The sequence below is a fragment of the Bradyrhizobium sp. 1200_D9_N1_1 genome, from assembly GCF_052075915.1.
Lineage (GTDB): Bacteria > Pseudomonadota > Alphaproteobacteria > Rhizobiales > Xanthobacteraceae > Bradyrhizobium > Bradyrhizobium diazoefficiens.
The window spans coordinates 70,858-95,945 of sequence record NZ_CP197226.1 but is presented as its reverse complement, the minus strand read 5'-3'; the positions used below and the strand labels follow the sequence as shown (position 1 = coordinate 95,945).

General features: G+C 66.4%; 18 protein-coding genes. 4 read left to right on the top strand and 14 right to left on the bottom strand.

Translation table 11 applies throughout. The annotated features are described in order from the left end of the window. Positions 1-8 precede the first annotated feature (8 nt). The 10 genes from addA to ubiE all read right to left on the bottom strand — a co-directional run bounded on the left by addA (position 9) and on the right by ubiE (position 17,019). The gene (gene addA, locus AB5K84_RS00390; RefSeq protein WP_038965153.1) at positions 9-3,518 is read right to left on the bottom strand and encodes a double-strand break repair helicase AddA; all 3,510 of its coding nucleotides are present in this window, start codon (positions 3,516-3,518) and stop codon (positions 9-11) included. Further along, positions 3,512-6,658: a double-strand break repair protein AddB gene (gene addB, locus AB5K84_RS00385; protein WP_011083576.1), complete on the bottom strand. Its 3,147-nt coding sequence runs from the start codon at positions 6,656-6,658 to the stop codon at positions 3,512-3,514. Before addB ends, addA begins: the two co-directional genes overlap by 7 nt. A gap of 310 nt (positions 6,659-6,968) precedes the next feature. Then, complete coding sequence (locus tag AB5K84_RS00380) at positions 6,969-7,691, bottom strand: nucleotidyltransferase family protein (RefSeq protein WP_011083577.1); 723 nt, start codon at positions 7,689-7,691, stop codon at positions 6,969-6,971. A gap of 193 nt (positions 7,692-7,884) precedes the next feature. Further along, positions 7,885-8,202: a PilZ domain-containing protein gene (locus AB5K84_RS00375; RefSeq protein ID WP_011083578.1), complete on the bottom strand. Its 318-nt coding sequence runs from the start codon at positions 8,200-8,202 to the stop codon at positions 7,885-7,887. Between the two features lie 87 nt (positions 8,203-8,289). Continuing rightward, the gene (locus AB5K84_RS00370) at positions 8,290-9,846 is read right to left on the bottom strand and encodes a bifunctional tRNA (adenosine(37)-N6)-threonylcarbamoyltransferase complex ATPase subunit type 1 TsaE/phosphotransferase (protein ID WP_011083579.1); all 1,557 of its coding nucleotides are present in this window, start codon (positions 9,844-9,846) and stop codon (positions 8,290-8,292) included. Next, entirely contained in the window at positions 9,843-12,347 is a 2,505-nt protein-coding gene (locus AB5K84_RS00365; protein WP_441232365.1) for an ATP-binding protein, read from the bottom strand. Before AB5K84_RS00365 ends, AB5K84_RS00370 begins: the two co-directional genes overlap by 4 nt. A 376-nt stretch (positions 12,348-12,723) precedes the next feature. After that, on the bottom strand, positions 12,724-13,182 hold the full coding sequence (gene dut, locus AB5K84_RS00360) for a dUTP diphosphatase (protein ID WP_011083581.1): 459 nt from the start codon (positions 13,180-13,182) through the stop codon (positions 12,724-12,726). Next, positions 13,179-14,630 carry a bifunctional phosphopantothenoylcysteine decarboxylase/phosphopantothenate--cysteine ligase CoaBC gene (gene coaBC / locus AB5K84_RS00355; RefSeq protein ID WP_011083582.1) on the bottom strand — a complete coding sequence of 484 codons (1,452 nt, stop codon included), beginning with the start codon at positions 14,628-14,630 and terminating at the stop codon, positions 13,179-13,181. Before coaBC ends, dut begins: the two co-directional genes overlap by 4 nt. 56 nt (positions 14,631-14,686) lie before the next feature. Then, positions 14,687-16,261: a 2-polyprenylphenol 6-hydroxylase gene (gene ubiB / locus AB5K84_RS00350; protein ID WP_011083583.1), complete on the bottom strand. Its 1,575-nt coding sequence runs from the start codon at positions 16,259-16,261 to the stop codon at positions 14,687-14,689. Then, the gene (gene ubiE, locus AB5K84_RS00345; protein ID WP_011083584.1) at positions 16,258-17,019 is read right to left on the bottom strand and encodes a bifunctional demethylmenaquinone methyltransferase/2-methoxy-6-polyprenyl-1,4-benzoquinol methylase UbiE; all 762 of its coding nucleotides are present in this window, start codon (positions 17,017-17,019) and stop codon (positions 16,258-16,260) included. Before ubiE ends, ubiB begins: the two co-directional genes overlap by 4 nt. 81 nt (positions 17,020-17,100) lie before the next feature. On the opposite strand from ubiE, the gene mutM reads away from it, so the two are divergent. Next, a complete protein-coding gene (mutM, locus tag AB5K84_RS00340; protein WP_011083585.1) occupies positions 17,101-17,982 on the top strand; it encodes a bifunctional DNA-formamidopyrimidine glycosylase/DNA-(apurinic or apyrimidinic site) lyase in 882 nt (293 codons plus the stop codon). Positions 17,983-18,153: 171 nt separating this feature from the next. On the opposite strand, the gene AB5K84_RS00335 is transcribed toward mutM, so the two are convergent. Then, positions 18,154-18,897 (bottom strand): ParA family protein, encoded by a 744-nt coding sequence (locus AB5K84_RS00335; protein WP_011083586.1) that lies wholly within the window; start codon positions 18,895-18,897, stop codon positions 18,154-18,156. A gap of 246 nt (positions 18,898-19,143) precedes the next feature. Next, entirely contained in the window at positions 19,144-20,505 is a 1,362-nt protein-coding gene (locus AB5K84_RS00330) for a serine protease (protein WP_038965159.1), read from the bottom strand. A 257-nt stretch (positions 20,506-20,762) separates the two neighbouring features. Here AB5K84_RS00330 and AB5K84_RS00325 point away from each other — a divergent pair, with 257 nt between their 5' ends. Continuing rightward, complete coding sequence (locus AB5K84_RS00325; RefSeq protein WP_011083588.1) at positions 20,763-21,566, top strand: HesA/MoeB/ThiF family protein; 804 nt, start codon at positions 20,763-20,765, stop codon at positions 21,564-21,566. A 107-nt stretch (positions 21,567-21,673) separates the two neighbouring features. On the opposite strand, the gene AB5K84_RS00320 is transcribed toward AB5K84_RS00325, so the two are convergent. Next, positions 21,674-22,675, bottom strand: a complete 1,002-nt coding sequence (locus tag AB5K84_RS00320) for a 2-hydroxyacid dehydrogenase (RefSeq protein ID WP_011083589.1) — start codon at positions 22,673-22,675, stop codon at positions 21,674-21,676. Between the two features lie 330 nt (positions 22,676-23,005). On the opposite strand from AB5K84_RS00320, the gene AB5K84_RS00315 reads away from it, so the two are divergent. Then, entirely contained in the window at positions 23,006-23,536 is a 531-nt protein-coding gene (locus AB5K84_RS00315; protein ID WP_011083590.1) for an SH3 domain-containing protein, read from the top strand. Between the two features lie 156 nt (positions 23,537-23,692). On the opposite strand, the gene irrA is transcribed toward AB5K84_RS00315, so the two are convergent. Then, positions 23,693-24,184, bottom strand: coding sequence for an iron response transcriptional regulator IrrA (gene irrA / locus AB5K84_RS00310; protein ID WP_008131763.1), 492 nt, complete (start codon positions 24,182-24,184; stop codon positions 23,693-23,695). Between the two features lie 350 nt (positions 24,185-24,534). Between irrA and fabA the strand changes: the two genes are divergently transcribed. Next, positions 24,535-25,056, top strand: coding sequence for a bifunctional 3-hydroxydecanoyl-ACP dehydratase/trans-2-decenoyl-ACP isomerase (fabA, locus tag AB5K84_RS00305; RefSeq protein WP_011083591.1), 522 nt, complete (start codon positions 24,535-24,537; stop codon positions 25,054-25,056). Positions 25,057-25,088: the final 32 nt, after the last annotated feature.

Below are 25,088 nucleotides of genomic sequence, written 5' to 3'. Positions count from 1 at the left end.
GCGTCAACCTATGAACGGCCCCTTGCCGGGTCAAGGACGCTCACACCGAGATGAAGGGATGCCAGCGCCGCGTCCAGCGCGGGGGCCGAAATCTCCATATATTCAAGGGCCTCGGTCCAGAGCAGGACGGCCCTGACCGGCTTTTGGGGATAAAGCCGCGCCAGCACCGCCCGGTACAGCGCAAGCTGCCGGACATAGACGGCGGGCGCCTCAGTCGCGCTTTTGGGCGCCGCCTGGTTGGTCTTGAAATCGACGATCAGGACCTCATCCGGACGAACGACCAGCCGGTCGATCTGCCCCGACACCAGCGCAGGCTGGAGGCCTGGCCGCTCCAGCCGGCCGACGATGGCGACCTCCGCCCGGCTGCCGGCGGCAAACACCGGTGCAAAGCGCGGCTCGGCGATCAGCGCGAGCACCTTGTCGGCCAGCGCGGTGCGGTCGGCCTCCGCCCAGTCGGAGGCATTGCGCGCCATGAAGCCGCGCGCGGCCTCGCGCCGCCGCTCGGCGGCGATGTCGGGCAGCGACTGGAGCAGCCGGTGCACCAGCGTGCCGCGTTGCAGCGCGAGCGCGCGCGACTGCACCGATTCGCCTGACCGGACCGCGCGGCCTCCCTCCGCAGACTGGCCCGAGGGGCGCACGGAATCGTCGTCCTGCATCTCGCGCGGTGCCGGCGTCCGCAGCCAGTCCGGCAACGCGATCGTCTGATCCACGAATGTCGCGGGCGTGCCGAGGGCAACGACGTCCTCCGGCCGGGCGAATCGCGTCACCTTGCCAAGCGGCGTTTCCAGCGTCTGCTTCTCCAGGCCCGAGCCGGTAAGCCCGGTGTCGACCAGGTCGTACCAGCTCAGCTTGCGGACCGTCCTCATATTGCCGGGCATGCAGCCGCCGACGATCAGCCGGTCGGCCGCGCGCGTCATCGCGACATAGAGCAGGCGGCGATATTCGTCCTCGGTCTCCTCGAGCATGGCCTTGCGGGCCTCGGCGACGGGCTTGGGATCGTCGGCCTTGCGGCCCGCCCACACCACCACCTCGCCGCCGTTGCCGCGCGGCACCTGGATCAGACGGACCCGCTGCGAGTCCGCGGGCGACGACGTGGTGTCGACCATGAACACGACGGACGCTTCAAGGCCCTTGGCGCCGTGCACGGTCATCACCCGCACCTCGTCGCGGGAGATTTCCATGTCGCGCTTCACCTCGGTGTCGGCCGAGCGCAGCCAGGCCATGAAGCCTTGCAGCGACGCCGGCGCCTTGCGCTCGTAGTTCAGCGCCAGCTCCAGGAATTCGTCGAGCGCGTCATTGGCCTCGTGGCCGAGCCGGCGCAGGATGCGCGCGCGTCCGCCGTCGCCGCCAAGCAGCCAGGCGTAGAAGGCGAACGGTGTCTCCTCGCGCGCGCGAGTTTCGCAGGCCTCGAGCCGCCGCAGCACCGCGGCGAATTTCTCGCTTCCGGCCGCCTGCTCGCCGAGCGCCCGGCGCAGCGAGCCCTTGCGGCCCCAGGCAAGCGCAAACAAATCGTCATCGTCGAGCCCGAACAGCGGGCTCTTCAGCGCGACCGCAAGCGCGAGATCGTCCTGCGGCAGCAGCAGCGCGTCCGCAAGGTTCATCAGGTCGATGATGCCGATGTGCTCGGTGAGCTTCAGCCGGTCGGCGCCGGCGACCGGCACGCCAGCGTGCTTCAGCGCCTGGATCACGGCATCGAACGCGTTGCCGCGTCGGCGGACCAGGATCAGCATGTCGCCGTAGCGCAGCGGCCGCCGCTCGCCTTCATGTCCGGTGAGCGTGCCGCTTTCGACCAGCCGCTTGATCTCGGCCTGGATGCGGCGGGCGAGCTTGACCTCGGGGCTGGTGACGGCAACGCCGTCGAACGGCGCGCGCCAGCCCTCGATGTCCTGCCTGTCGTCGGCTTCAGCCAGGTCCCACAGCTCGATCACGCTTGGCCCTGCATCGGCGAGCGCATTGTGCAGGGGATGGCCGATCTCGACCGAATGGATGCTCTTGTAGATCGCGGGGTCGCGGAAGACGTGGTCGACCGAGTGCAGGATCGCGGCGCCCGAGCGGAACGAATAGGTGAAGGCGACCGGATCGAATTTCAGCCCGGCGGCGGTGAACTTGCGGTGCAGCTCGCGCCGGCGCGCGTCGAATTCCCGGGGCTGCGCGCCCTGGAACGAGAAGATCGACTGCTTCTCGTCTCCGACGGCGAAGATGGTGCGGTTCAGCCCCTCGCGCGCGCCTTCGCCCGCGGTGAACTCGGAGATGATGTGCGCGACGATGTCCCACTGCCGCGGACTGGTGTCCTGCGCCTCGTCGATCAGGACGTGGTCGACGCCGCGGTCGAGCTTGTAATGCACCCAGCCCGAGGAGACGCGGTTGAGCATCGCCAGCGTTTTGTCGATCAAATCGTCATAGTCGAGCAGGCCGCGCTCCTGCTTCTCGCGCCGGTAGTTCGCGGCAGCAGCGGTCGCGATATGCAAGAGAGCCGCCGTGCGGTCACGCATGGTTACCGCGCGGCGCTTCTCGATCAGTCCAGCGAGGCGCTGGGCCTCGTTCTCGAACAGGCGGGCGACGGAGGGATTGTGATCGCAAAATTTCTTGGTCAGCACCGCCTTGCGCGGCAGCTTCTCGTCGGTGAGGAAGACGCCGAGATAGGCGTCGACCTGCGCGCCGCCCGAAAACGCTTTTGCCTCGCGGAGCCGGCTGGCCTGGTCGTTGTCGGATTTGCTGCCATCTTCCAGCGCAAACGCGATGTCGTCCCAGCGCGATCGCGGCAGGAATGGACCGTCGAGAATCTCCGTCTCGACGTCCTCGATGCGGTCGGCGGCGTCAACGCCCAGCACCGCCGCCATCTGCGCGGCGGCAGCTTCTGCGTTGCCGGCCTCGTCGGTCCAGGCCATGAAATGATCGCGGCTCAGACAGGCCTCGCGCACGACCTCCTTGAAGGTGACGTCGGCGGCGCTGGCCATCGCGGTCAGCAGCGCGCGGCCTGTGACCGTTTCCGGGTCGCGCGCGGCCTCCAGCAGCACCTTCAGATTGGCGCGCTCCATCATGTCGGTCTGGTCGCGCTCGTCGATGACGGAGAAGCGCGCCGGCACGTTGGCTTCGAACGGAAACTGCTGGAGCAGGCGGGTACACAGCGCGTGGATGGTCTGCACCTTCAATCCACCGGGGGTCTCCAGCGCACAGGCGAATAGCTTTCGCGCTTCGCGTCGCAGCTTTGCGCTGGGATGCGGGATGCCGACGGCACGGATCGCGGCATCGAGCGCGGTGTCGTCCAGCGTCACCCAATGGCCGAGCGTGGTGAACACGCGCTCGGCCATGTTGGCGGCGGCGGCCTTGGTGAAGGTGATGCAGAGGATCTTTTCCGGCGGCACGCCCGACAGCAGCAGACGGATCACGCGCTGCACCAGCACGTGCGTCTTGCCCGAGCCCGCATTGGCCGACACGAAGGCCGATGCGGTCGGATCGGATGCACGCGCCTGCCTGGCGCGCACCTCATCGGGGATTGGGCGTGGCGCCTTCACCATTCCTCGATCCCCAATCCGCCGGCTGCCGACCACTCCTTGATGCGGGCGAGGTCGTCATAGGTGCCGTAGCGGTTGGACCACATCGGCAGGTTCAGCGAGGTGTAGGCCTGGTTCTCGTCCTCGAAGGCGCGGATCAGCGCTTCCAGCTTGGCCCGGGCCTCAGCGGCAGCAATATCCGGCGGCTGCGGTTCGTCGCCTTGCTTGTACTTGAGCTCGAGGATGCGCTCCTCGCCCGGCGGATTGTTGCCGCTGAGGCGGACATAGACGAGCTGGCTCACGGATGAGCCGGCGTCGATGTCGGGAAAGCCGCCTTCGCGCAGGATCGCCGCCTCCAGCGTGAGCTGCGGCGACAGGCCCATGCGGACCTGCTTGCCGGTCGGCGGCTGGCCGGTCTTGTAGTCGAGGATGGCGTAGCCGCCGCCCTGGCGGCGCTCGATGCGGTCGGCGCGCGCGGAGAGGCGGAAGCTGCGTTCATTGTCGAGCGTGATCGAGATCTCGCCGCGAGTCTCCGCGGTGATCGCCTCGACCACGTCGCGCCGTGCCGTCTCCCACTCGCTGAACCAGCGCGCGATGCGCTGGAAGCGCGGCCACCACAGCGCGCGCGCCTCGGGGCGCTCCATCAGCGGCGCGAAATGCTTTTCGCCGATCGCGCGCAGCACGCGGGCGGGATCGTCGGGCAGGCGCGTCGCATAGCGTTCCGTGAATTCGCCGATCGCATCGTGGATCGCCGAGCCGCGGTCGGCGGCCGACAGCGGCATGTCGACGGGATCGAGTGCATCCAGCCGCAAGATGTGCTTGGCGTAGATCGTGTAGGGATCGCGCAGCCAGTCCTCGATCGCGGTGACCGACATCTTCAGCGGCCGTGTCGCGCGCGGCGGTCGCGGTTCGGGTTGCTTGATCGGCCTGACCTCGTCGGGCTGGTCCAGCCGATCTGCGAACCGCACGTATTTCTCGCCGGCGCGGATGGCCGCCTTCCAGCGATCGTCGCCCGCAACCGCCTCCAACCGATGCAGGAAGCGCGAAGCCACCGCTGGCGCGCCGCCGGCCTTGGCGGAATGGGTGAGGATCACCTCATCTCCGCCGAGCAGCTGCGCGAAATCGTGGGCGGAGAGGCCGATGCGGCGCTCCGGCAGATCGAGGCCGAGCTCGTGCCGCATCGGGCGGCTCAGCCAGGGATCGATGCGCGGCGCCGGCGGCCAGACGCCCTCGATCAGGCCGCCGACGATGATGCGGTCCGCCTGCATCAGGCGCGATTCCAACGGGCCGTAGATCTGGAGCCGCGCGCCCGGCTTGTCACGCCGCCGTACCGCGCGATCGCCGAACGCGGTCTGGAAGACATCAGGGTAATCAGGCAGCGGCACGATCAATCCGCTGGTCGTGCCGCCGCGCAGGAGATCGTCGAAGGCGCCGGCGAGCGCGAGGCCCTCGCGCTCCTCGAAGGCCAGCGGGATGCCCTGCTCGTCGCGCGACAGCTCGATCATGATCTCGCGATGCCGGTGCGCGAGCTCGGCGAAGTCATATGGTTTTGACGGCGCCAGACTCTCGATCGGCGCCAAGGCTTGTCGCAAAGCATCGATTAGGGCCTGGACGCGATCGAGATCCTCCGCCTTGAGGCGTGCGCGCGGCTCGGCCTTGTGGAGCGCGGAGACCTCGCTGCGCCACAGCTTGGCCAGTTCCTCGCGAAAGCGGTTGAATTCACGCAGCAGGCCGGCCGTGCCCGCGGGCGGGCGCGTGCCGCGCAAGACGGCGAGCTCCAGGCCTTCGATTGCCGCCTTCCATGTATCCGGCGCGCGGCCGAGGCGGCACAGTGGATGCTTCAGCATCGCCAGCAGCGTCGGCGGCTCCAATCCCTTGGTCGCCGCTTCGGCCGCAAGGCGCGCAAAAACGCCGGCGGACGTCTCCATCAGCACGTCGCCGCCGGAATCGTCGAAGGCGAGGTCCCATCGGGTGAGTGCAGCCATCACACGGCGCGCCAGAGCGCGGTCCGGGGTGACCAGCGCTGCTGACTTGTCGAGGTGCCGCGCCTCGCGCATCGCGATCGCAATCGCCAGCGCTTCCATTTCAGGATTGGGGGCTTCGACGACTGCGAGGTTTGTCATGCCGCCGGCGATCTTTGCCGCAACATCCGGCTGCTTCAGCCGGTCGTGCCAGACTTCCGTCTTGGCGGAGGGCCGCATCGATTCGGATGCGAGCAGGTCGCGGCCACCTTCCGCCGGCGCTTGAAGCAGCTCGACGTCGCCGCGCTTGATGCCGAAGCGCTCCAGCAGCGCGTGCATGGCATATTGCGGATGGTTCGATGCGGGATGCTCCGCGAACTTGCCGAGCGCATCGCGCACGCCGCCGATGGTCCGCCAGGCATCCTCGTCAAGATCAGTGTCGAGGCCCGGCAGCACCACCGCGCCATGCGGCAGCGAGGCGACCGCATGCAGGAATTTTGCGGTGGCCGGCATCGAGCCGGTCGAGCCGGCCGCGATCACGGGCCCATGCGGATGCGCGGTCAGGCGCTTCGCTTCCGCCGCGATCAGGAGGTCGCGCCGCGCCGCGGGCTCGATCCTGTTGATCTCGGCGAGATGGCCGGGCCAGGCGATGCGGGCGATGCGCAGGAATTCGAGCGAGTGCTGCCAGTAGCGATCGAGCTGGTCCGGCACCAGACCATCGAGCGCGCTCCAGTCGACCCCGCGCGTCACCATGTCGTCGATCAGGCGCGCGAGATCGCCGGCGAGAGCCAGCGTCGAGGCGGGGCCGCCGACCACCAGCGGCGACAGCACCGGCCCCTTGGCCCAGGCCGCGACGAGCTGCGCCAGCGTCAGCCGTCGCTCGAGCTCGCCAAGGCGCGGCGGGATGTCGAGCGGCGTTGCGCCGGAAAACTGCTCGCCTTCATCGGCGAAGGCGAGCTCGTCCTCGTCGATGTCGCCGAGCGCGACGATGCGCGGCAGCACGACCGCGTCAGCCTTCATCTCGTCGAGGAAGATCTCCCGCACGATACGCATGGCGCGCCGGGTCGGCAGGTACAGCGTGGTGTCCGCAAGCCGCGCCGGCTCCCTGCGCGCCTCGAATCCCGCGACCAGCCGGCCGTCGAGCAGGGCCGTGACGACCGTGCGCAGGAACGGAACTGAGATGGGAACACTGAAAACGCGCATCGGCTGCCTGATTCGGGATCAGGCGCCAATATAGGGAGGCGGACACAAATGGTCATTGGCTGTGGCGGGGTCTTCCCCGCTCTCCCACTGTCATTCCGGGGCGATGCGAAGCATCGAACCCGGAATCTCGAGATTCCGGGTTCGCGCTTGCGCGCGCCCCGGAATGACGGGAAGCCCCTACGCCACGCTCTCCAGCCTCGTAGGGTGGGCAAAGGCGCGCTTGCGCCGTGCCCACCGTATTCGTCATTGGAGTTAGCTTGTGCGGTGGGCACGCTTCGCTTTGCCCACCCTACGGCACCGTGTTCGCGGCCTACGCCACGCTCTCCAGAAATGCCTCTTCCGCCGCATGCACCGCATCAGGCGTGCCGACATGCATCCAGACGCCGTCGAGGCGCAGGCCGAACAGGCGCTCCTGCTCGTTGGCGCGGTCGAACATCTTGGTCAGCGAGAACTCGCCCTGCGGCGCATCGGCGAAGATCGACGGCGACAGGATCGCCGCGCCGGCATAGACGAACGGAACGACCTCTTTCTCCTTGCGCTTGCGCAGGGCTCCGTCGGGCAGCATGCCGTAATCGCCGCGGCCGCTATAGCCGATGCTGGTCGCCGTCGGCGCCATCAAGAGCAGGATGTCCATGCGCGCGGGATCGAAGTTTTCGGCAAGCCGCGCCAGGTTCGAGCGCACGCCGTCGATCCACAGCGTGTCGGAATTGACATGGAAGAACGGCGCGTTGCCGAGCAGCGGCAGCGCCTTGACCACGCCGCCGCCGGTGCCGAGCACCTGGTTGCGCTCGTCCGAGATGGTCACGCGCGGATGCTGGCGCGATGCGACGTGGTCGATGATCTGGTCCGGCAGGTAATGCACGTTGACCACCGCCTCGCTCACGCCGGCCTGGCCGAGCTTGTCGAGCACGTGGTCGAGCAGCGGCTGGCCCGCCACCGGCACCATCGGCTTCGGCATCTTGTCCGTCAGTGGACGCATGCGCAGGCCGAACCCTGCGGCGAGCACCATGGCTTTGGTCGGTTTGACGGACATCGTTTGCTTTCTCAGATTCGTCTTTCTCAGCCTCGTGGACTCAGAACTCTTGGGATTAGAACTCTTGGAATTACTCTCGAAATTGCCCTTGGAATTCGCGTTCGCGGCAATCCTAGCACGGGACTCATTCAGCCGCACCGCATCTCAACCGCCTTAGCCACCTGCCGTGACGGTTGTACGACGGGTGTGGCCGTTACGCCCCGACGGATGCGGAACGCGCCTTTTTCTTCTTGTCGCCGAGCTTGAGGAAGTTGACGCCGATCTGGTCGCCATTGACCCAGGCAAGCTCACAGCGCCGGTACGCGAGTCCGGTGGACGACAGCAGGAGAAAAAATTCCTTCAGATGGAGCCCTTCGACCGAACCGTCGATGGTCAGCTTGGCGCCGCTCTGGGAGACGTCCTCCATGGTGCAGTCGCGCCGCCACGTGCCGTCGATTCCCATCATCTGGGCCGGAATCCCACGCTCGAAAACAACCCGGCTGTTGCTGCGCTGGTCTGTCTTCACCGCCATCTGCCCTTGCTCCAGCCCGGTAATTATTTGGCTCCTTGCCGCCAGAATACCGACGTCTTGGCTAACAGCCGGTAAATCGGGCCCGAATCAGCCTTGGGGCGGTTCTGGTGCCGGTTCTTGTGACGGCCTTTGGGGTGGCGGGACGTTGGCGAGATACCAGTCGCGCAAATGGCTGAGCGCGGGATGCGCCAGCGAGCGCTGGAGGTAGGTCCAGATCCGCGGCTGGTGGCGCAGGTAATGCGGCTTGCCGTCGCGGCGGTTGAGCCGGGCGAAGGTGCCGAGCAGGCGGGTGTTCCGCTGCGCCGACATGATGGCGTAGAGCTCGGCGAAACCGGCCGGATCGAAGCTCGCATCACCAGCGCGGCGCGCCTTGATGTAGCGCGACAACAGCGTCAGCTCGAGATTCTCGGGCACGTCGATGCGGGCGTCCTGGAGCAGCGACACCACGTCGTAGGATTGCGGCCCTAGCACGGTGTCCTGGAAATCGATCACGCCGACGCGTTCGATGCCGGTGCGCATCCCGAGCCAGATCAAATTGGGCGAGTGATAGTCGCGGATGATCCACGTCCTCGGCGCGGCCAGCGGCTTCTTCAGCAGCTCGCGCCACATCGCAAAGAATTCCGCTCGCTTCGGCTCGCTCAGCGGCGCGTTGCGATCGGGCAGATACCATTCCGGCATCAATCCGATTTCGATCAGCATCGCTTCGGTGTCGAAGACCGGAATGGCGTAGCTCTGCCCGTCCAGCGGCAGCGTCTCCGGCAGCGTCTTGCCGTGCAGCACCGCCAGCACGTCGGTCGCGGCTTCGTAGCGCTCGGGAATCGGGCGCGGCGGGTTGCCTTCGATTACGCCTTCGCTGCCGAAATCCTCCGATATCAGGAAGCCGTGGTCGAGATCGGCATGATGGATCGCGGGCGCCGAGATGCCTTGCGCGCGCAGGCCTTCGTCGATGGCGACGAAGGGTTTGACGTTTTCGGCGAGATGCACCGCGGCGCTGTAGGACTTTCCGTTGTAGAGCGCCGCGCCGTCGGGGCGCTGCGGAAAGTTCATGAGGATGACGATCTCGTCGTCGCGCAGCAGCCGCGCGTAGGACCGTGTCGAGGCGTCGCCGGCCATGCGCCGCCGCATTGCGTCGAGATAGCCGGATGCGTCGAGGAATTCGCGCAGCGCTTTCAGACGCGCGACCTGGGCTGCGCTCTTGCCGTAACCGGTGATGTCGGCGGCACGTGCGTTCGAGCCCAGAGCCGGACGATGGGTGAGTGCGATGTCGATGCGATCCTCGGGCAGCGCCGACGGCGCACGCTCCGGCCATTCGATCAGGACAAGCGTGGCGTCCGGCAGCGGCGACAGCCCGATCTCCTCGAGCTCGCTCTCGTCCTCGACGCGGTAGAGGTCGGCATGCATGACCGGAAACGGCGGCAGCTCATAACCCTGCACCAGAGTGAAGGTCGGGCTCGGCACTTCCAGCGCCTCGTCGTCGGCGAGGTAGCGGATCATGGCGCGGGCGGCCGCGGTCTTGCCGGCGCCGAGGTCGCCGGTGAGCGTGATGACATCGCCCGGCCCGACCAGCAGCGCGAGATCAGCCATCAGTTGCGCGGTGGCCGTCTCGTTGTGAAGCGCGACGGAGAATGTGGTTGGCGCGCTCATTCGGCGGCGTCGCGATGCGCCGCCTGGTCGGTCGGGAAGTCGCAGATCACGACCGTGCCCCGGCCCACGATCGAATCCACCCGCACCTTGCCGCCATGCAGCTCGACGAAGGAGCGCACCAGCGACAGGCCGAGCCCGGCGCCGCGGTGACGCGACCCCTGCGAGCGGCTTTCGAACCAGTTGAACACCTTGTCCTTCATGTCGGCAGGTATTCCAGGCCCGGAATCTGTCACAGTGAAGACCACACTGTGCTCGGTGCGGCGCGCGCTGATGCCGACGGTGGAATCCTGTGGAGAAAACCCGACGGCGTTGGCGAGGAGGTTATAGAGCACCTGCACCACGCGCTTTTCGTCGCCGATGAAGCTGCCGATATCGGGCGCGATCTCGACCTTCAGGCGGATGCGGTCGGTGGCGAGCCGGTCCTGGATGCCCTCGGCGGCGAGCTCGATGGTCTTGCTGACGTCGACCGGGCCGAGTTCCAGCTTCATCGCGCCGGCGTCGATGGTGGCGAGATCTAGGATGTTGTTGGTCAGCGCCAGCAGCGCGTTGGTCGATTTGGTGACGTAGTCGAGATATTCGGCCTGTTTCGGCGTCAGCGGTCCGGTCGAGGGATCGCTGAGGAAATGCGCGAAGCCGATAATGGTGGTGAGCGGCGAGCGCAGCTCGTAGGAGACGTGGTGGACGAAATCCACCTTCATCTGGTCGGCGGCCTCCAGCGCCTCGTTGCGCTCGCGCAGCGCGCGCTCGACGTTCTCGGTGTCGGTGATGTCCTGGAACGTCAGCATGGTGGCGCCGTCGTGCAGCGGCCGGATCATGCCGTCGAGCACGCTGCCGTCCTTGCGGTCCAGCTTCAGCGGCACGTCGGCGCGGCTCTCGATCGAGGTGACGGCCTCGCGGATCTGCCGCCAGACCACGGGATCGTCGAACAGTTGATGGCACCAGCCTTCGACGGTCTGGATGTGCGGCTCGTTGCGCATCGCGTCGCTCGACAGCTTCCACATCCGGACGAAGGCCGGGTTGAAGAGCTGCGCCTTGCCGTTGCTGCCGAACACCGCGACGCCCTCGGCGAGGCTGTCCAGCGTCTCGCGCTGGACCCGGATCATGCCGTCGAAGCGGCGGGCGAGCTCGAGGCTCTCGGTGACGTCGTCGAACAGATAGGTGACGCCGCCTTCCGGGTTCGGCGTGGTGACGACGGAGAGGGCGCGGCCGTCGGGCAGATACCAAGTATCCTTGGCGGCCTCGACCGCGCGATACGCCTCGTGCAGCTTGGCCTTCCAGGCGCGGAAGTCGGGCTGCTCCGGCAGTTTTCGCGCGGCACGGAGCTGGTCCAGCACGCTGGAATCATCGGGATTGGCGTCGAGGAAGGTACGGTCGAGGTCCCATAGCCGGCGGTAGGAATCGTTGTAGAAGGCAAGGCGCCGGTGGCCGTCGAACACGGCGACGCCGGAGGAGAGCTGGTCGAGCGTGCGGCGATGCGCCTCCGCCATCCGCACCAGCGCCGAGCTCAGCGCATCCGCCTCGCTGGCATCGATCGCGACGCCGACGCTGCCGCTGCCGACATTGACGGCGCGCACGTCGTAGATGCGCCGCTCGCCGCCGATCACGATCGGCAGCCGGGAGGTGAAATTGGCCGCGTCCTTCAGTCCCCGTTCCATGGCGCCGCGGTCGGCGCTGTCGAGCAGCTCGAGCTTGCGCTCGTGGGCGTCGCTGAAGCTCGCAGCCTCGGTCGCGCGGACATAGGCCGGGTTGGCGAAAGTGAGCGCACCGTTCTCGCCCTTGGCCCAGATCGGCCAGGGTGCCGCCGCAGCGAAGCCGCGCAGCATCTCGGTCTCGTCGGAGAGCGCCTTGTAGCGCAGATTGGTTTCGGCCAGATCCCGGCGCAGGCCCGAGAGTTCGCGAATCCTGACAATGGCCTGGCCACCGATGGCGCGGCCGATGGCTTCCAGCGTATGGCCATGCGCGGTGGTCAGCGTCAGCTGGAACCCGTCGCCGCGGTCGCGCAGCGCATCCACAGCGTGATCCATCTGGAGCGCGGGTTCCGGCGGCAGCCAGGTTCCGAAGGCGAGCACGCGCTGCGGGGAGGAGTCGCGCGGCAGCACCATCGAGACGTCGCCCGAAATCTGCGCGCGGTTGTCGCCCGCCGGCCAGGAGATCAGGATCTGCGGTTCGGCGAACAGCAGCGCGCCGAAGCGGTCGGCCTGGAGTTGCAGTTCCCCGATCCGCGCGCGCAGCCGCGCCTCGTTCTTCGCCGTGCGCACGCGCGTGCGCATCAGCAGGATCGCGGCCATCACCGAGAAGCCGAGCAGCGCCAGCGCGGTGGCGAGCACCGCAAGTTCCTGCCGGTTGAAGTCCAGCAATTCCGAAAGTGTGCCAACGAAGTCGGCGGCCTCGGCCGGCGCAGCCGGCAGCAGCGCCGCGAGAGCGCTCCCGATCAGGCCGTCGCGCACGAGCGATGTGCACGATAGCAGCGTCCGACGCATCGACACGATCACGCCTGACATAGTTGCCCCAAGACCGCACGAATTTACGCGCGGCGACCCCCGTCGCGCGCGAATCAAACGACAATACCCCCACCGTGACTCCACCGGTAAGAGTCCAGATCGTGAACGCAAAGGCGGCCCCAAAAAAATGCGGGACGTGGCGTTCCGGGTTCACGTAGTTCTTCGGAGAATTCGGCTGGAGTTGCCGTGCGTTAGCGGCCCATGCGAACTGTTGCCCCGATGAAGGTGCGCTCCCTCGCCCGCTCGCGGGGGAGGGTTGGGGAGGGGGTGTCTCCGCGGTGGGAATCCCCGAGAGGAGAGAACCCTCACCCGCGTCGCTTCGCTCCGCGACCTCTCTCGCAAGCGGGAGAGGTGAAGCCCAACTCGCTGCCGTGCGTTAGCGGCCGGTCGAGCCGAAGCCGCCGGCGCCGCGATCGGTCGCCGACAAGGTCGCCACCGGAACCAGCGCGGCCTGAACCACGGGCGCGATGACCATCTGCGCGATCCGCTCGCCGCGCTTGATCACGAAGGCCGCTGCGCCGTGGTTGATCAGGATCACCTTGATCTCGCCGCGATAGTCCGCGTCGATGGTTCCGGGCGAGTTCAGCACGGTGACGCCGTGCTTGGCGGCAAGCCCCGAGCGCGGCCGCACCTGCGCCTCGTGCCCGGGCGGCAAGGCGATCGCAAGGCCGGTCGGCACCAGCGCATATCGGCCGGACGCAAGCGTCAGCGGCGCGTCCTCCGGAACCGCGGCCATCAGGTCGAGACCGGCGGCCTCCGCCGTCTGATAGGCCGGCAGCGGCAGGCCCTCGGCATGCGGCAGGCGTTGCAGTTCGACCGTGACTTTCGTGCTCAAGATGCGGGCTCCAGGGATTTGCCGATCACACTCTTGACGATATGCGCGATCAGCTCGGTGGCGACCTGTTCCTTGGTCATCGCGGGCCAGGAATCAACCGCGATCTCGCCGTTCTTCTCACCATTCTTGCGGCTGATGAGGTGGACAGTGTTGCGGTCGCCGCCCATCACGCCGGTCGCCGGCGAGACGTCGTTGGCGACGATCCAGTCGCAGCCCTTGCGGGCAAGTTTTGTCTTGGCGTTGTCGATGAGGTGCTCGGTCTCGGCGGCGAAGCCGATCACCAGCGGCGGGCGCTTGTCGGTCAGCTTCGCGATCGTGGCGAGGATGTCGGGGTTCTCGACCAGCTGGAGCGGCGGCATGCCGGCCGAGGTCTTCTTCAGCTTCTGCTCGCCCTCATTGGCGACGCGCCAGTCGGCGACCGCGGCGGCGAAGATCGCGATGTCGGCGGGAAGGGCCGCCTGCACCTGCTCCAGCATCTGCCGCGCCGATTCCACATGCTTCACCGTCACGCCCTGGGGATCGCCGAGATCGACCGGGCCGCTCACCAAGATCACCTCGGCGCCGGCGGCCTGCGCGGCGGCGGCGATGGCAAAACCCTGCTTGCCGGAGGAGCGGTTGGCGATGTAGCGCACCGGGTCGATCGGCTCGTGGGTCGGGCCCGCGGTGATCAGCACGCGCTTGCCGGCGAGCGGGCGCGGCACCGGCGGCCGCAGCAGGCGCTCGGCGGCGGCGGCGATCTCCAACGCCTCGGACATGCGGCCGATACCGGCTTCACCCGCCTCGGCCATCTCTCCGGAATTCGGCCCGATCAGCACGACGCCGTCGCGCTGAAGCTGCGCGACGTTGCGTCGGGTCGCCGCGTTGTTCCACATCAGCGGATTCATCGCCGGCGCCAGCAGCACCTTGCGGTTGGTCGCGAGCAGAATGGCGCTGGCGAGGTCGTCGGCATGGCCGTTCGCCATCTTGGCCATCAGGTCGGCCGTGGCGGGGGCCACCACGATCAAGTCGCAGTCACGGGCCAGGCGGATATGGCCGGCGTCGAACTCGCTCTGGGGATCGAACAGGTCGGTATAGACGCGCTCATGCGAAAGGGCGCTGACCGAGAGCGGCGTGACGAACTGCTGGGCCGCGTTGGTCAGCACGCAGCGGACCTCGATGCGCCGCTCCTTCAGCCTTCGGATCAGGTCGAGCGATTTAAAGGCCGCGATCCCGCCGCCGATGATCAGAGTGACGCTGGCCTCGGCAAGGGCGCCGGTGCGCTGAGGCGTCGGAGCGGTGGATGCCGTAGGCGGCACCGCAAAGGGCGTCAACGGCTCCTCACGGCCCTCGATCAGCTCCCGCAGGATGACCCGGACCTCTTCCTCAAGGGACCTGTGATTCTTGGCCGAACGCAGCCGCAGATAGGTTTTGACGTGTTCGTCGAGCTTGCGGATGGTTAGGCTCGCCATGACGCCCTCCGGCACGGAATGATAGCGATGCTATCAATCAAGTGATTGCAATGCAATCACAAATTCCGGACGGCGATCAGGATCCCGATGAAGGTCGCTGCGATGATCCAGAGCGCCACGGTGCGCCAGCGGTTCTTGCGGCCCTCGCTGCGGCCCATCGCCGCGATGCTCTCCGGCGACAGCCGCAGGCCCTCCCGCGTCATGGTCTCGAGCTGCTCGAGCACTGCAACGGAGCGCTGCGCGATATCGGGCAGGCGCATCAGCACGCGGGCGAGGTCGCCGCCGCCGGTGAGCGCGCCCTGCACCCGGCCGATCGGCCCGAGATTGCGCTCGATCCACTCACGCACCACGGGGTCGGCGGTCTTCCAGATATCGAGCCTGGGATCGAAGCCGCGCGCCACGCCTTCGACCACGACCATGGTCTTCTGGAGCAGGATCAGCTCGGGCCGTGTCGTCATGTCGAACAGGCCGGTGACCTCGAGCAGCAGCGTCAGCAGCCGCGCCATCGAGATCTCTTCGGCCGTGCGGTTGTGGATCGGCTCGCCGATGGCGCGGATGGCTTGCGCAAAATTCTCGACGGAGTGGTGCGCGGGCACGTAGCCCGCCTCGAAATGCACCTCCGCCACACGGCGATAATCGCGGGTGATGAAGCCGAGCAGGATTTCCGCGAGGAAGCGCCGCTCCTTCATCCCGAGCCGGCCCATGATGCCGAAATCGACCGCGACGAGGCGGCCGGTGTCGTCCAGGAAAAGATTGCCCGGATGCATGTCGGCGTGGAAAAAGCCGTCGCGCAGCGCGTGGCGCAGAAAGCTCTGGATCACCTTGCGGCCGAGATCGGGCAGGTCGACCTGTGCCTCTGCCAGGCGCTTGTGATCGTTCAGCGCGATGCCGTCGATCCACTCCATCGTCAGCACGTTGTGCGTGGTACGGTCCCAGTCGACCGTGGGCACGCGGAAGTCGAGATCGTCGCCCGTGTTCTCCGCCATTTCTGACATTGCAGCCGCTTCCAGCCGCAGGTCCATCTCCATCGCGACCGAGCGCGACATGGTGTTGATGACCTCGATCAGGCGCAGCCGCCGCGCCTCGGCCGAATAGGTCTCGGCCTTGTGCGCAACGTAGAAGAAATCGGAGAGATCACGCCGGAAGCGCGAGGCCACATTCGGGCGCAGCACTTTCACGGCGACTGCCTTGCGGATGCCGTCACGTACCACTTCGCCGCGATGCACCTGAGCGATCGAGGCGGCGGCGACCGGCGGGCCGAGGCTCGCGAACACGTCCTTGAGCGGACGCTCCAGGGAGGCTGCGATCGCAGCTTCCGCTTCTGCTTGCGAAAACGGCGGCAGGCGATCCTGGAGACTTTCCAGGTCACGCGCCATGATGACGCCGACGACGTCGGGGCGCGTGGCCAGAAACTGCCCGAGCTTGAGATAGGCCGGGCCCATCCGGGTCAGCGCGCGCGACAGTCGCGGCCCGTGCTTTGGACCGCGCCGTTCGACGATGCGCGCAAGCTTCAGCGCGAGCTGCCCGGGCGGCGGCACCAGGCTCGGATCGACGGAGCCGAACACGCCTTCGCGCGCGAACACGAACGCAGCGCGCATGAGGCGCGCGGTGTGGGTAATTGCAGAAATCACAAACGCCAGCCCGAATGCAGTGCGACGATGCCGCCGGACAATGTCTGCCAGTTCACGCGGGCAAAGCCTGCGTCGCGGATCATGTCGGCGAAGGCGTTGGGCTTGGGAAACTTGCGGATCGATTCGACGAGATATTGGTAGGACTCGGCGTCGCCCGTGATCATGCGGCCGAGCGGCGGGATCACCTTGAACGAGAACAGGTCATAGAGCTTGTCGAGGCCGGGCATCTCGACGGTGGAGAATTCCAGGCACAGGAAGCGGCTGCCGGGCCTCAGCACGCGATAGGCCTCGCGCAGCGCCAGGTCGATCTGCGGCACGTTGCGGATGCCGAAAGCGATCGTATATGCGTCAAAGCTGCGGTCGGCAAAGGCGAGCGCTTCGGCATTGCCTTCGACGAAATCGACCTGGGTCTCGAGATGGCGCTTGGCGGCGCGCTCGCGGCCCACGGCGAGCATGTCGGAATTGATGTCGCAGACCGTGGCGTGGAAGCCGGGGCCGGCGGCCTTGGCGGCGCGGAACGAGATATCGCCGGTGCCGCCGGCGACGTCGAGCAACGCGAACGGCCGGTCGCCCCTCGGCGGATCCAGCGCGTTGATCATGATGTCCTTCCAGACCCGGTGCAGGCCGCCGGACATCAAGTCGTTCATCAGGTCATAGCGCGACGCAACGCTGTGAAACACATCGTTCACCAGCGTCTGCTTGTCCCCCAGGGGAACGTCCCTGAAGCCAAAATGCGTGGTTTCGCCCGGCCGATCCATTACTCTACTCCACGAGGCGGACCATAGCGCGCCCGCCGCAATGGCGCTATCACACCGCCCTCATAAGGTGAATGCCTGACCATGCCTGAATTGCCCGAAGTCGAGACCGTCCGCCGCGGCCTTCAGCCCGTCATGGAGGGTGCGAAAATCGTCGTCGCGGAGGCCCGCAGGCCGGACTTGCGCTTTCCGTTCCAGCCGGACTTCGTGGCCCGGCTCCAGGGGCAGGTCGTCACGGGGCTCGGCCGCCGCGCAAAATATCTCATGGCCGATCTGGCCTCCGGCGACGTGCTCTTGATGCATCTGGGCATGTCGGGCTCGTTTCGCGTCATCAAGCCGGACAATGATGCCGCACCTGGGGAGTTTCACTATCCACGGGGTAAGGACACCACCCATGACCACGTGCTGTTTCGGATGTCCTCCGGCGCCGACATCGTCTTCAACGATCCGCGCCGCTTCGGTTACATGAAAGTGATCGCGCGCAACGCGCTCGAGGACGAGCCGCTGCTCCGCGGCCTCGGCCCCGAGCCGCTCGGCAACGAATTCGATGCCGCGATGCTGGCGCGATCTTGCGAAGGCAAGGCCACCAGCCTGAAGGCCGCGCTGCTCGACCAGCGTGTGGTGGCAGGGCTCGGCAACATCTATGTCTGCGAAGCGCTGCATCGCTCGCACCTGTCGCCGCGCCGGATCGCTGCGACGTTGGCGACCAGGAAGGGCGAGCCAACGGATCACGCGAAGAGATTGGTCGGTGCGATCCACACCGTGCTGAACGACGCCATCAAGGCCGGCGGCTCGTCACTGCGCGACCATCGCCAGACCACAGGTGAGCTCGGCTACTTCCAGCATTCGTTCAAGGTCTATGACCGCGAAGGCGAGACCTGCAAGACGCCTGCCTGCGGCGGCACGATCAAGCGCTTCACCCAGAACGGCCGTTCGACCTTCTGGTGTCCGAAATGTCAGAAGTGAGGATCAGGCTCGCGACCGCGAGGCTGTGAGTCTCTGCGAGCGTGACGAGCTCACCACGACGTCATTGCGAGTGCAGTGAAGCAATCCGGCCGGGCTGGTGGCCGGATTGCTTCGACGCTGGTGCCCTTCCGGATGGTGAAGGGCCGACTGACGCCCGATCGATCGCCCCGCTCAGGACGCCAGTGTCGTGGTCTCGTCCGTGGAAAGCCCAGTGGCGGCATGCAGCAGGCCGTCCGGAGCCGACATGACCTGGTCGATCAGGGCATTGGTCGTGGCGCTGAGCTCGAGCCGGGTCTCGATCCACTGCCAGAGGCCGCGGATCTCGTCCGCCGACTTGCCGTTCGGCGCGAATTCGCTGACGGCGAGGCCGCCGGCGAGTGAATCCTGGTGGTCGTTGCGCATCACGATCAGGGGACGCGCGAGCACCTCGGCGAGATCGAGCGCGGCTTCCTCGGCGAGCGTGTTGGCGGCATTGTCGATGCGCTGGCCGCGGATCGGCGTCTGGTTCAGCACGAAGCTGTAGGGCCGCTTCCAGGCGCGTGCGACGCTCAGCGTCGAGGCGGTCGCCTCGATGTCCGCGACGCTCGGGCGGGCCGGGATCAGGCAGAGATCGGAATGACGGATCGCGGCGGTGGTCGCGGCGCTGAGGCCGGCCGCGGTGTCGACGATCGCGAGCTGGAGGCCGCTGTCGGCCAGCATGTTCAGGCGCGGCGCGATGTCGGCGGCGTGATAGATCGGCTCGACCACGAGATCCTCGGCGGTGCGACGGCGCTGCCAGTTGGACAGGGTGCCCTGCGGGTCGGTCTCGATCAGGCGGACGGTGAAGCCGGCCTGCTTGGCCGCCAGCGCGAGGCCGACGGCGAGCGTGCTCTTGCCACTGCCACCCTTTTGGGTGGCCAGTACGATCGTGTGCATGGGAAGATAAATCCTTTGGAGTGCCTGGGTCAGGAATACGCCACGCGAACGTGCATCGCTTCTGGATGCTGAGCTCTTCTCGCTCAGGACGTGCCGGCCCGATCCAAAGGGGATCGCGGAGGTCCGAATCAACGGTAACAATGATGTCGGAATCGGGAATGCCAGCTAATCCGTACCATTACTGGACCCGTAGTCGTACGTGCGATGTGCGCCGATAGACACGAGAGATTGTGATTGTCGCCTGGCTTACTTCCGCACGCAGATCACGCGGACGACGGCGGCCTTCGCATCCGCTGAACTGCCGTTTGCTGTGACGCCGTTGGCCTTCAGGAAATCGCGCACCGTCTCCGCTGAGACCATCACGGCCTGCGACGCCGGCACCGACGTCGCGGGTCCCGCCACCATCGCCGGCTTCAACAGCGCAATGCCGGCGAATTTGCTGTCCGCGTCGATCGCGGGGCTGCCGGAAAATCCGACCGCCGGCGGTGGCGACAGCGCGGAATCGCTGCTCGTGACGCGTGCGAGCGCGCCCTTGACGCTCGAGACCCCGGCCGCGCCACCCTGGCTTTGCGGATCGGCGATGCCGACGACATCGACATTGGTCTTCGCCCCGCCGCCAGCGAGGCCGAGTGGCTTCAGGCCACGCGCGCCGTAGATGTGCAGGAGCGCAAGATCGTGCTCCTTGTCCTCGGCAAGACGATCGGCGCTGCCGTAGCCGGCGATGGTGATCGCAAGGCAGCTGTCGGTGACGAGGCGGTCGGTGAGGATCGCGCCGTCGTCGCTGACGACGATGCCGGTGCCGTATTCGACGGTCTTGCGCGGCGGCGGTCCGGCTTGCGGTCCTGCCGGAAATGCATTGAACGCGCTCGACATCGCGATCACGACCGGCTCGACCGTGTTCTCGGTGGCCTGGTCGTAGAGGATCGTCATGATCCGGACTTCGTCGCCCTTGAAGGTGCCGCGCACGTAGAATTTCTTCAGGCCCTGGAGCCCCGACAGCACGAAGAAGTCGGGCTTCACCACGGTGTAGTCGACCTTGCGTCCGGCCGGCTCCTTCTTCTCGGCGTCCGCGAGCTTCGCGGTCGTGGGGTTCGCCTCCTTGCGCCGGCTGAGCAGCACCTGCACAGTTCCGGTCGGCGAGGTCCATTTCGATCCGTTGGCATCGGTCGCCTGCTGCGGCACCAGTTTTGAGGGAATGCCGAGCCGGGCGCCGCTGGTCATCTCCGTCACGATCTTCCAGCCGACGCTGTCCTGCTTCCGCCGCGCGGTCTCGGCAAGCGCGGCGCGCTCCTGCGGATTGAGCACGCCGGTCGGCTTGCCGCCCTTGTTCTTCTGGTACTCCTTGATGGCATTGACCATGCGCTCGCTGACCTCGCCGGTGATGGCGCCGTTATATTGGCCGACCCAGGCGAGGTCGGACTGGAGCGAGAGGCGTTCGGCCTGCGCCATGGCATCGGCCGTTTCCGACGGTGTCTGAAGTGCGGGCGGGCGGATCGGAACGGTCTGGACCGTCTTCGGCTTGGTGCCGGGGATCTGCGGCGTCGTCATCTGGGCGTTTGCGCCTGTGGCGGCCGCAAACATCAGTGTTGCCGCAAGCATCGATCTCATGACAAATCCAGCCAGCCCATTGAACGCAATGCCATTGAAGCACATCTCGTTGGTCGCGAACAATCTCGGGGTGGTTCAGGCCTGCGGGCAGGCCGGACCCTCATCTGAGTGTTACAGGGTCATTCCGGGGCGGCTCGAAGAGCCAAACCCGGAATCTCGAGATTCCGGGTTCGATGCTTCGCATCGCCCCGGAATGACAGTATGTGCGACTTCCGCGCTCCTCGCGGGGAGCGGCAGCAATCTAGGAAGAGCTGAGAATGCTGAGCCCGGACGAACTCGAACGTTATGCCCGCCATATCGTGCTGCGCGACGTCGGCGGCCCGGGCCAGGCCGCGCTGAAGCGGGCCTCCGTGCTGGTGATCGGCGCCGGCGGGCTCGGCGCGCCCGCCTTGATGTATCTGGCTGCAGCCGGGATCGGCACGCTCGGCGTGGTCGATGACGACGTGGTGTCGCTGTCCAACCTCCAGCGCCAGGTGATCCATACGACGCCCGATATCGGCCGGCACAAGATCGAGAGCGCGGCCGAGCGCATTTCCGCTCTCAATCCGCATGTCCGCTTCGTCGGTCACGCCACCTGGCTCAACGCCGACAACGCGCTCAGCCTGATCGGCGACTACGACCTCGTGCTCGATGGCTCCGACAATTTCTCGACGCGTTATCTGGTCTCCGACGCCTGCTTCTTCGCGAAGAAGCCGCTGATCACCGCGGCGCTCGGCACCTTCGACGGCTCGCTCACCACCATCCGCGCGCATGAAAAGAACGAGGCTGGTGAATTCAATCCGACCTATCGCTGCCTGTTTCCGGAGGCGCCGCCGCCCGGCACGGTGCCGGCCTGCGCCGAGGCCGGCGTCATGGGCGCGCTCGCGGGCGTGCTCGGCTCGATGATGGCGCTGGAGGCGATCCGCGAGATCGTCGGCTTCGGCGACGGCCTCGTCGGCCGCCTCCTGATGATCGATGCGCGCGCGATGCGCTTCGAGACGCTGCGCTATTCGCGCGATCCGGCCAATCCGCTCAACGGCGATGGTCCCGTGTTCGACGATCTAAGCATCCATCGCGAGTAGGCGCGGAGCCAAGCCGCTGCTCAGATTGCCGGGGCAGTGACTGGCTCGGGGCGGCCGCGGTTTGCCGGCCGCTCCGTTCAAGTCTGCGAGCCCTGGCGCACAGCGCCTCAGAGCATGCTCGGCAGCACGCGATCCGGCGGCTTGTGCGCGTCGAGGAAGGTGCGGATGTTGATGATCACCTTCTCGCCCATCTCGACGCGGCCTTCGATCGTGGCCGAGCCCATGTGCGGCAGCAGCGTCACCTTGCCGGCTTTGGCCAGCCGCACCAGCTTCGGGTTCACCGCGGGCTCGTGCTCGTAGACGTCGAGCCCGGCGCCGCCGATCTCGCCGCCTTCGATCAGCTTGATCAGCGTGTCCTCGTCGGTCACCTCGCCGCGCGCAGTGTTGACGATGTAGGCGTCCTTGCGGATCAGCTTCAGCCGTCGCGCCGAGAGCAGGTGATAGGTCGCCGGCGTGTGCGGACAGTTCACCGAGAGGATGTCCATCCGCGCCAGCATCTGGTCGAGGCTTTCCCAATAGGTCGCGCCAAGCTCTTCGGCGATCTTCGGCGCCACGGGGCGGCGGTTGTGATAGTGAATCTGCAGGCCGAAGGCGCGGGCGCGGCGCGCCACTGCCTGGCCGATGCGGCCCATGCCGATGATGCCGAGGCGCTTGCCGCCGATGCGGTGGCCGAGCATCCAGGTTGGCGACCAGCCGGGCCAGGGCTTGCCTTCCGTCAGGATCGAGGCGCCTTCGATCATCCGCCGAGGCACGGCCAGGATCAGCGCCATGGTCATGTCGGCGGTGTCTTCGGTCAAAACCTTTGGCGTGTTTGTGACGGTGATGCCGCGGGCATGCGCGGCCTCGACATCGATATTGTCGACACCGTTGCCGAAATTGGCGATCAGGCGCAGCTTGCAGTCGGGCTGGTTGACGATGTCGGCGGTGATGTGGTCGGTGACGGTCGGAACCAGCACGTCGGCGGTGCGCGCGGCTTCCGCGATCTGGTCGGCCGACATCGGCGTGTCGTCGAGATTGATCCGCGCGTCGAACAGCTCGCGCATCCGCGTCTCGATCGAATCCGGCAGCTTGCGCGTTACCACGACGAGGGGCTTTTTCTTCACCGACATGTCCTGCTCTCATGAGGCGTGGCAAGCCCGCCTCTGTCGCCAAAGGCCGGCCGTTCAGGCCTCATTAACCCGGTTGTTCGACACTGCCCTTGCCGTGTCGTCCCCGGCGTTTCCTTCAAGCTCTCCCGATATTTCCATCCGGAAAATCGGGCCAAACTGGTTGTTCAAGCGTCCGTCCTCTCTAGCAGAAGGCCGGGCCAAGACAAGAACCACGGGGTAAGGCTTGGCGGAACACCCGCGTGGGGCGGGTCAGGGACGACCGCGGCAGGGTATTTTGGAATTTTGGGGTGAGGGTCCGGCTCGGCCGGGTCCTCGACAGGAGACGGGTTGATGGCGTTGGGGCGTTTTTGTTCGGTGATGGCGCTCGTTTGCACCTGGTTGAGCGCCTCGGTCAGCCCCTCGCATTCGGCGAAGGACAACACCCCCCAGAGCGCCAGCGGCCTCCCGGTGCCGCGCTATGTCAGCCTGAAGTCGGATCACGTGAACGTCCGTGCCGGTCCGACCAAGGACAATGACGTGGCCTGGGTCTATACCCGCGCCGGCCTGCCGGTCGAAATCACAGCCGAGTTCGAGAACTGGCGCCGGGTGCGCGATTCCGAAGGCGCCGAGGGCTGGGTCTATCACTCGCTGCTGTCGGGCCGCCGCACCGCGGTCGTCACCATGAAGCACAAGGACGAGCTCGCGCCGATCTATGACCGCGCCGATCCTGACAGCGCGGTTGCGGCCAAGCTCCAGGCCGGCGTCGTCACCCAGGTGAAGAAGTGCAGCGCAAACTGGTGCCGCGTCACCGGCAACGGTTTTGACGGCTGGATCCAGCAGGAACGCCTCTGGGGCGTGTATTCGGACGAGCAGGTGAATTGACGCTGCAGGCGTCATCCCGGGATGGCGCGAAGCGCCAGACCCGGGATCTCGAGATTCCGGGTTCGGTGCTACGCACCGCCCCGGAATGACGGCGTAAACAATTATGGCCGGGACAAGCCCGGCCATCACGACCAAATCAACAGTTTAGGATAGATCTCAGCGCTTCTTGCGCAGGCGCACGACCATGTCGATGCGCGCGATCTCGTAACCCTCGGGCACCTCCGGCATCTTGGACAGCGCCAGATGCGGATCCTCGATGTCGACCAGCTCATGGCTGTTCTCGAGGTAATAGTGGTGGTGCGTGGTGACGTTGGTGTCGAAATAGGTCTTGGTGCCGTCGACACTGACTTGGCGCAGCAGGCCGGCGTCGGTGAGCTGGTTCAGCGTGTTGTAGACGGTCGCCAGCGACACTGGAACCTTGGCCAGCGTGGCTTCCTCGTACAGCATTTCAGCCGTAAGGTGGCGAGCACCCTTGCCGAACAGGAGCCAGCCCAGCGCCATGCGCTGCCGCGTCGGGCGGAGCCCGGCGGACTGGAGCATTTCGTTAACGTCGTGCCACGGGCAGCCGGTCAAAGCCGGCTGGCGGCCGGACAGGAGGGCCGCGGCATGGACGTCGTCGTCGTGATGGGGCGCGGTATTCTCGCTCATTTCCAGATTTCGGGCACGCGTGAACAATAACTCCCTGCAATATAAGAACAGATAGATGCAGATGCAAGTTTCTCGCAACTAGAGAGGTTCTAATCGGAGTGGAACCGAGCGAGGAGCCCGTCATTTTACCTTCATGAGAGCGCTTTGCCACCGAAATGGCCTGTGTTAGAGAGCGCGCGGTTCCGCTTAGCCGATTTTGGTGCACCCGGGCATCGAGGCCCGGTCCGCAGTCCATCGGGGCTTGTGGGAGTTGCGCCTGACGATGGCAATTGGCGTTACTCTCCGACCGGGACGGGGCCCATTTTCGCCAAAAAACGTCGCTCAATCGGACTTTGAACAGAGGCACATGCATGCTGAACAGGCGCAACGGTTACGAATACGAAGATCTGCTGGCATGTGCCCGCGGCGAGATGTTCGGCCCGGGCAATGCCCAGCTGCCGCTGCCGCCGATGCTGATGTTCGACCGCATCACGGACATCAACGACAATGGCGGCGAATTCGGCAAGGGCCTGGTGCGCGCCGAGCTCGACGTGAAGCCCGACCTCTGGTTCTTCGGCTGCCATTTCAAGAACGATCCGGTGATGCCCGGCTGCCTCGGCCTCGATGCGCTGTGGCAAATGGTCGGTTTTTACCTGGGCTGGAGCGGCGGTGAAGGTCGCGGTCGCGCGCTTGGCCTGAACGAGCTGAAGTTCAGCGGCCAGGTGCTGCCCGAGGCCCGCAAGGTTGTGTACAACGTCGATATCAAGCGCGTGATGCGGGCAAAGCTCGTGCTCGGTATCGCCGACGGGTGGCTTTCGGTCGATGACCAGATTATCTATCGCGCGAAGGATCTGAAGGTCGGCCTGTTCAAGCAGGGCACGAGCCTGGGCTGAACGCATCACAAAGAAAGACAACGATTTAGGCG

Excerpts from the sequence above, each read along its gene's own strand:
- addA (WP_038965153.1), bottom strand. The coding sequence starts at position 3,518 with ATGGTGAAGGCGCCACGCCCAATCCCCGATGAGGTGCGCGCCAGGCAG.
- addB (WP_011083576.1), bottom strand. The coding sequence starts at position 6,658 with ATGCGCGTTTTCAGTGTTCCCATCTCAGTTCCGTTCCTGCGCACGGTC.
- AB5K84_RS00380 (WP_011083577.1), bottom strand. The coding sequence starts at position 7,691 with ATGTCCGTCAAACCGACCAAAGCCATGGTGCTCGCCGCAGGGTTCGGC.
- AB5K84_RS00375 (WP_011083578.1), bottom strand. The coding sequence starts at position 8,202 with ATGGCGGTGAAGACAGACCAGCGCAGCAACAGCCGGGTTGTTTTCGAG.
- AB5K84_RS00370 (WP_011083579.1), bottom strand. The coding sequence starts at position 9,846 with ATGAGCGCGCCAACCACATTCTCCGTCGCGCTTCACAACGAGACGGCC.
- AB5K84_RS00365 (WP_441232365.1), bottom strand. The coding sequence starts at position 12,347 with ATGTCAGGCGTGATCGTGTCGATGCGTCGGACGCTGCTATCGTGCACA.
- coaBC (WP_011083582.1), bottom strand. The coding sequence starts at position 14,630 with ATGGCGAGCCTAACCATCCGCAAGCTCGACGAACACGTCAAAACCTAT.
- ubiE (WP_011083584.1), bottom strand. The coding sequence starts at position 17,019 with ATGGATCGGCCGGGCGAAACCACGCATTTTGGCTTCAGGGACGTTCCC.
- mutM (WP_011083585.1), top strand. The coding sequence starts at position 17,101 with ATGCCTGAATTGCCCGAAGTCGAGACCGTCCGCCGCGGCCTTCAGCCC.
- AB5K84_RS00335 (WP_011083586.1), bottom strand. The coding sequence starts at position 18,897 with ATGCACACGATCGTACTGGCCACCCAAAAGGGTGGCAGTGGCAAGAGC.
- AB5K84_RS00330 (WP_038965159.1), bottom strand. The coding sequence starts at position 20,505 with ATGAGATCGATGCTTGCGGCAACACTGATGTTTGCGGCCGCCACAGGC.
- AB5K84_RS00325 (WP_011083588.1), top strand. The coding sequence starts at position 20,763 with ATGCTGAGCCCGGACGAACTCGAACGTTATGCCCGCCATATCGTGCTG.
- AB5K84_RS00320 (WP_011083589.1), bottom strand. The coding sequence starts at position 22,675 with ATGTCGGTGAAGAAAAAGCCCCTCGTCGTGGTAACGCGCAAGCTGCCG.
- AB5K84_RS00315 (WP_011083590.1), top strand. The coding sequence starts at position 23,006 with ATGGCGTTGGGGCGTTTTTGTTCGGTGATGGCGCTCGTTTGCACCTGG.
- irrA (WP_008131763.1), bottom strand. The coding sequence starts at position 24,184 with ATGAGCGAGAATACCGCGCCCCATCACGACGACGACGTCCATGCCGCG.
- fabA (WP_011083591.1), top strand. The coding sequence starts at position 24,535 with ATGCTGAACAGGCGCAACGGTTACGAATACGAAGATCTGCTGGCATGT.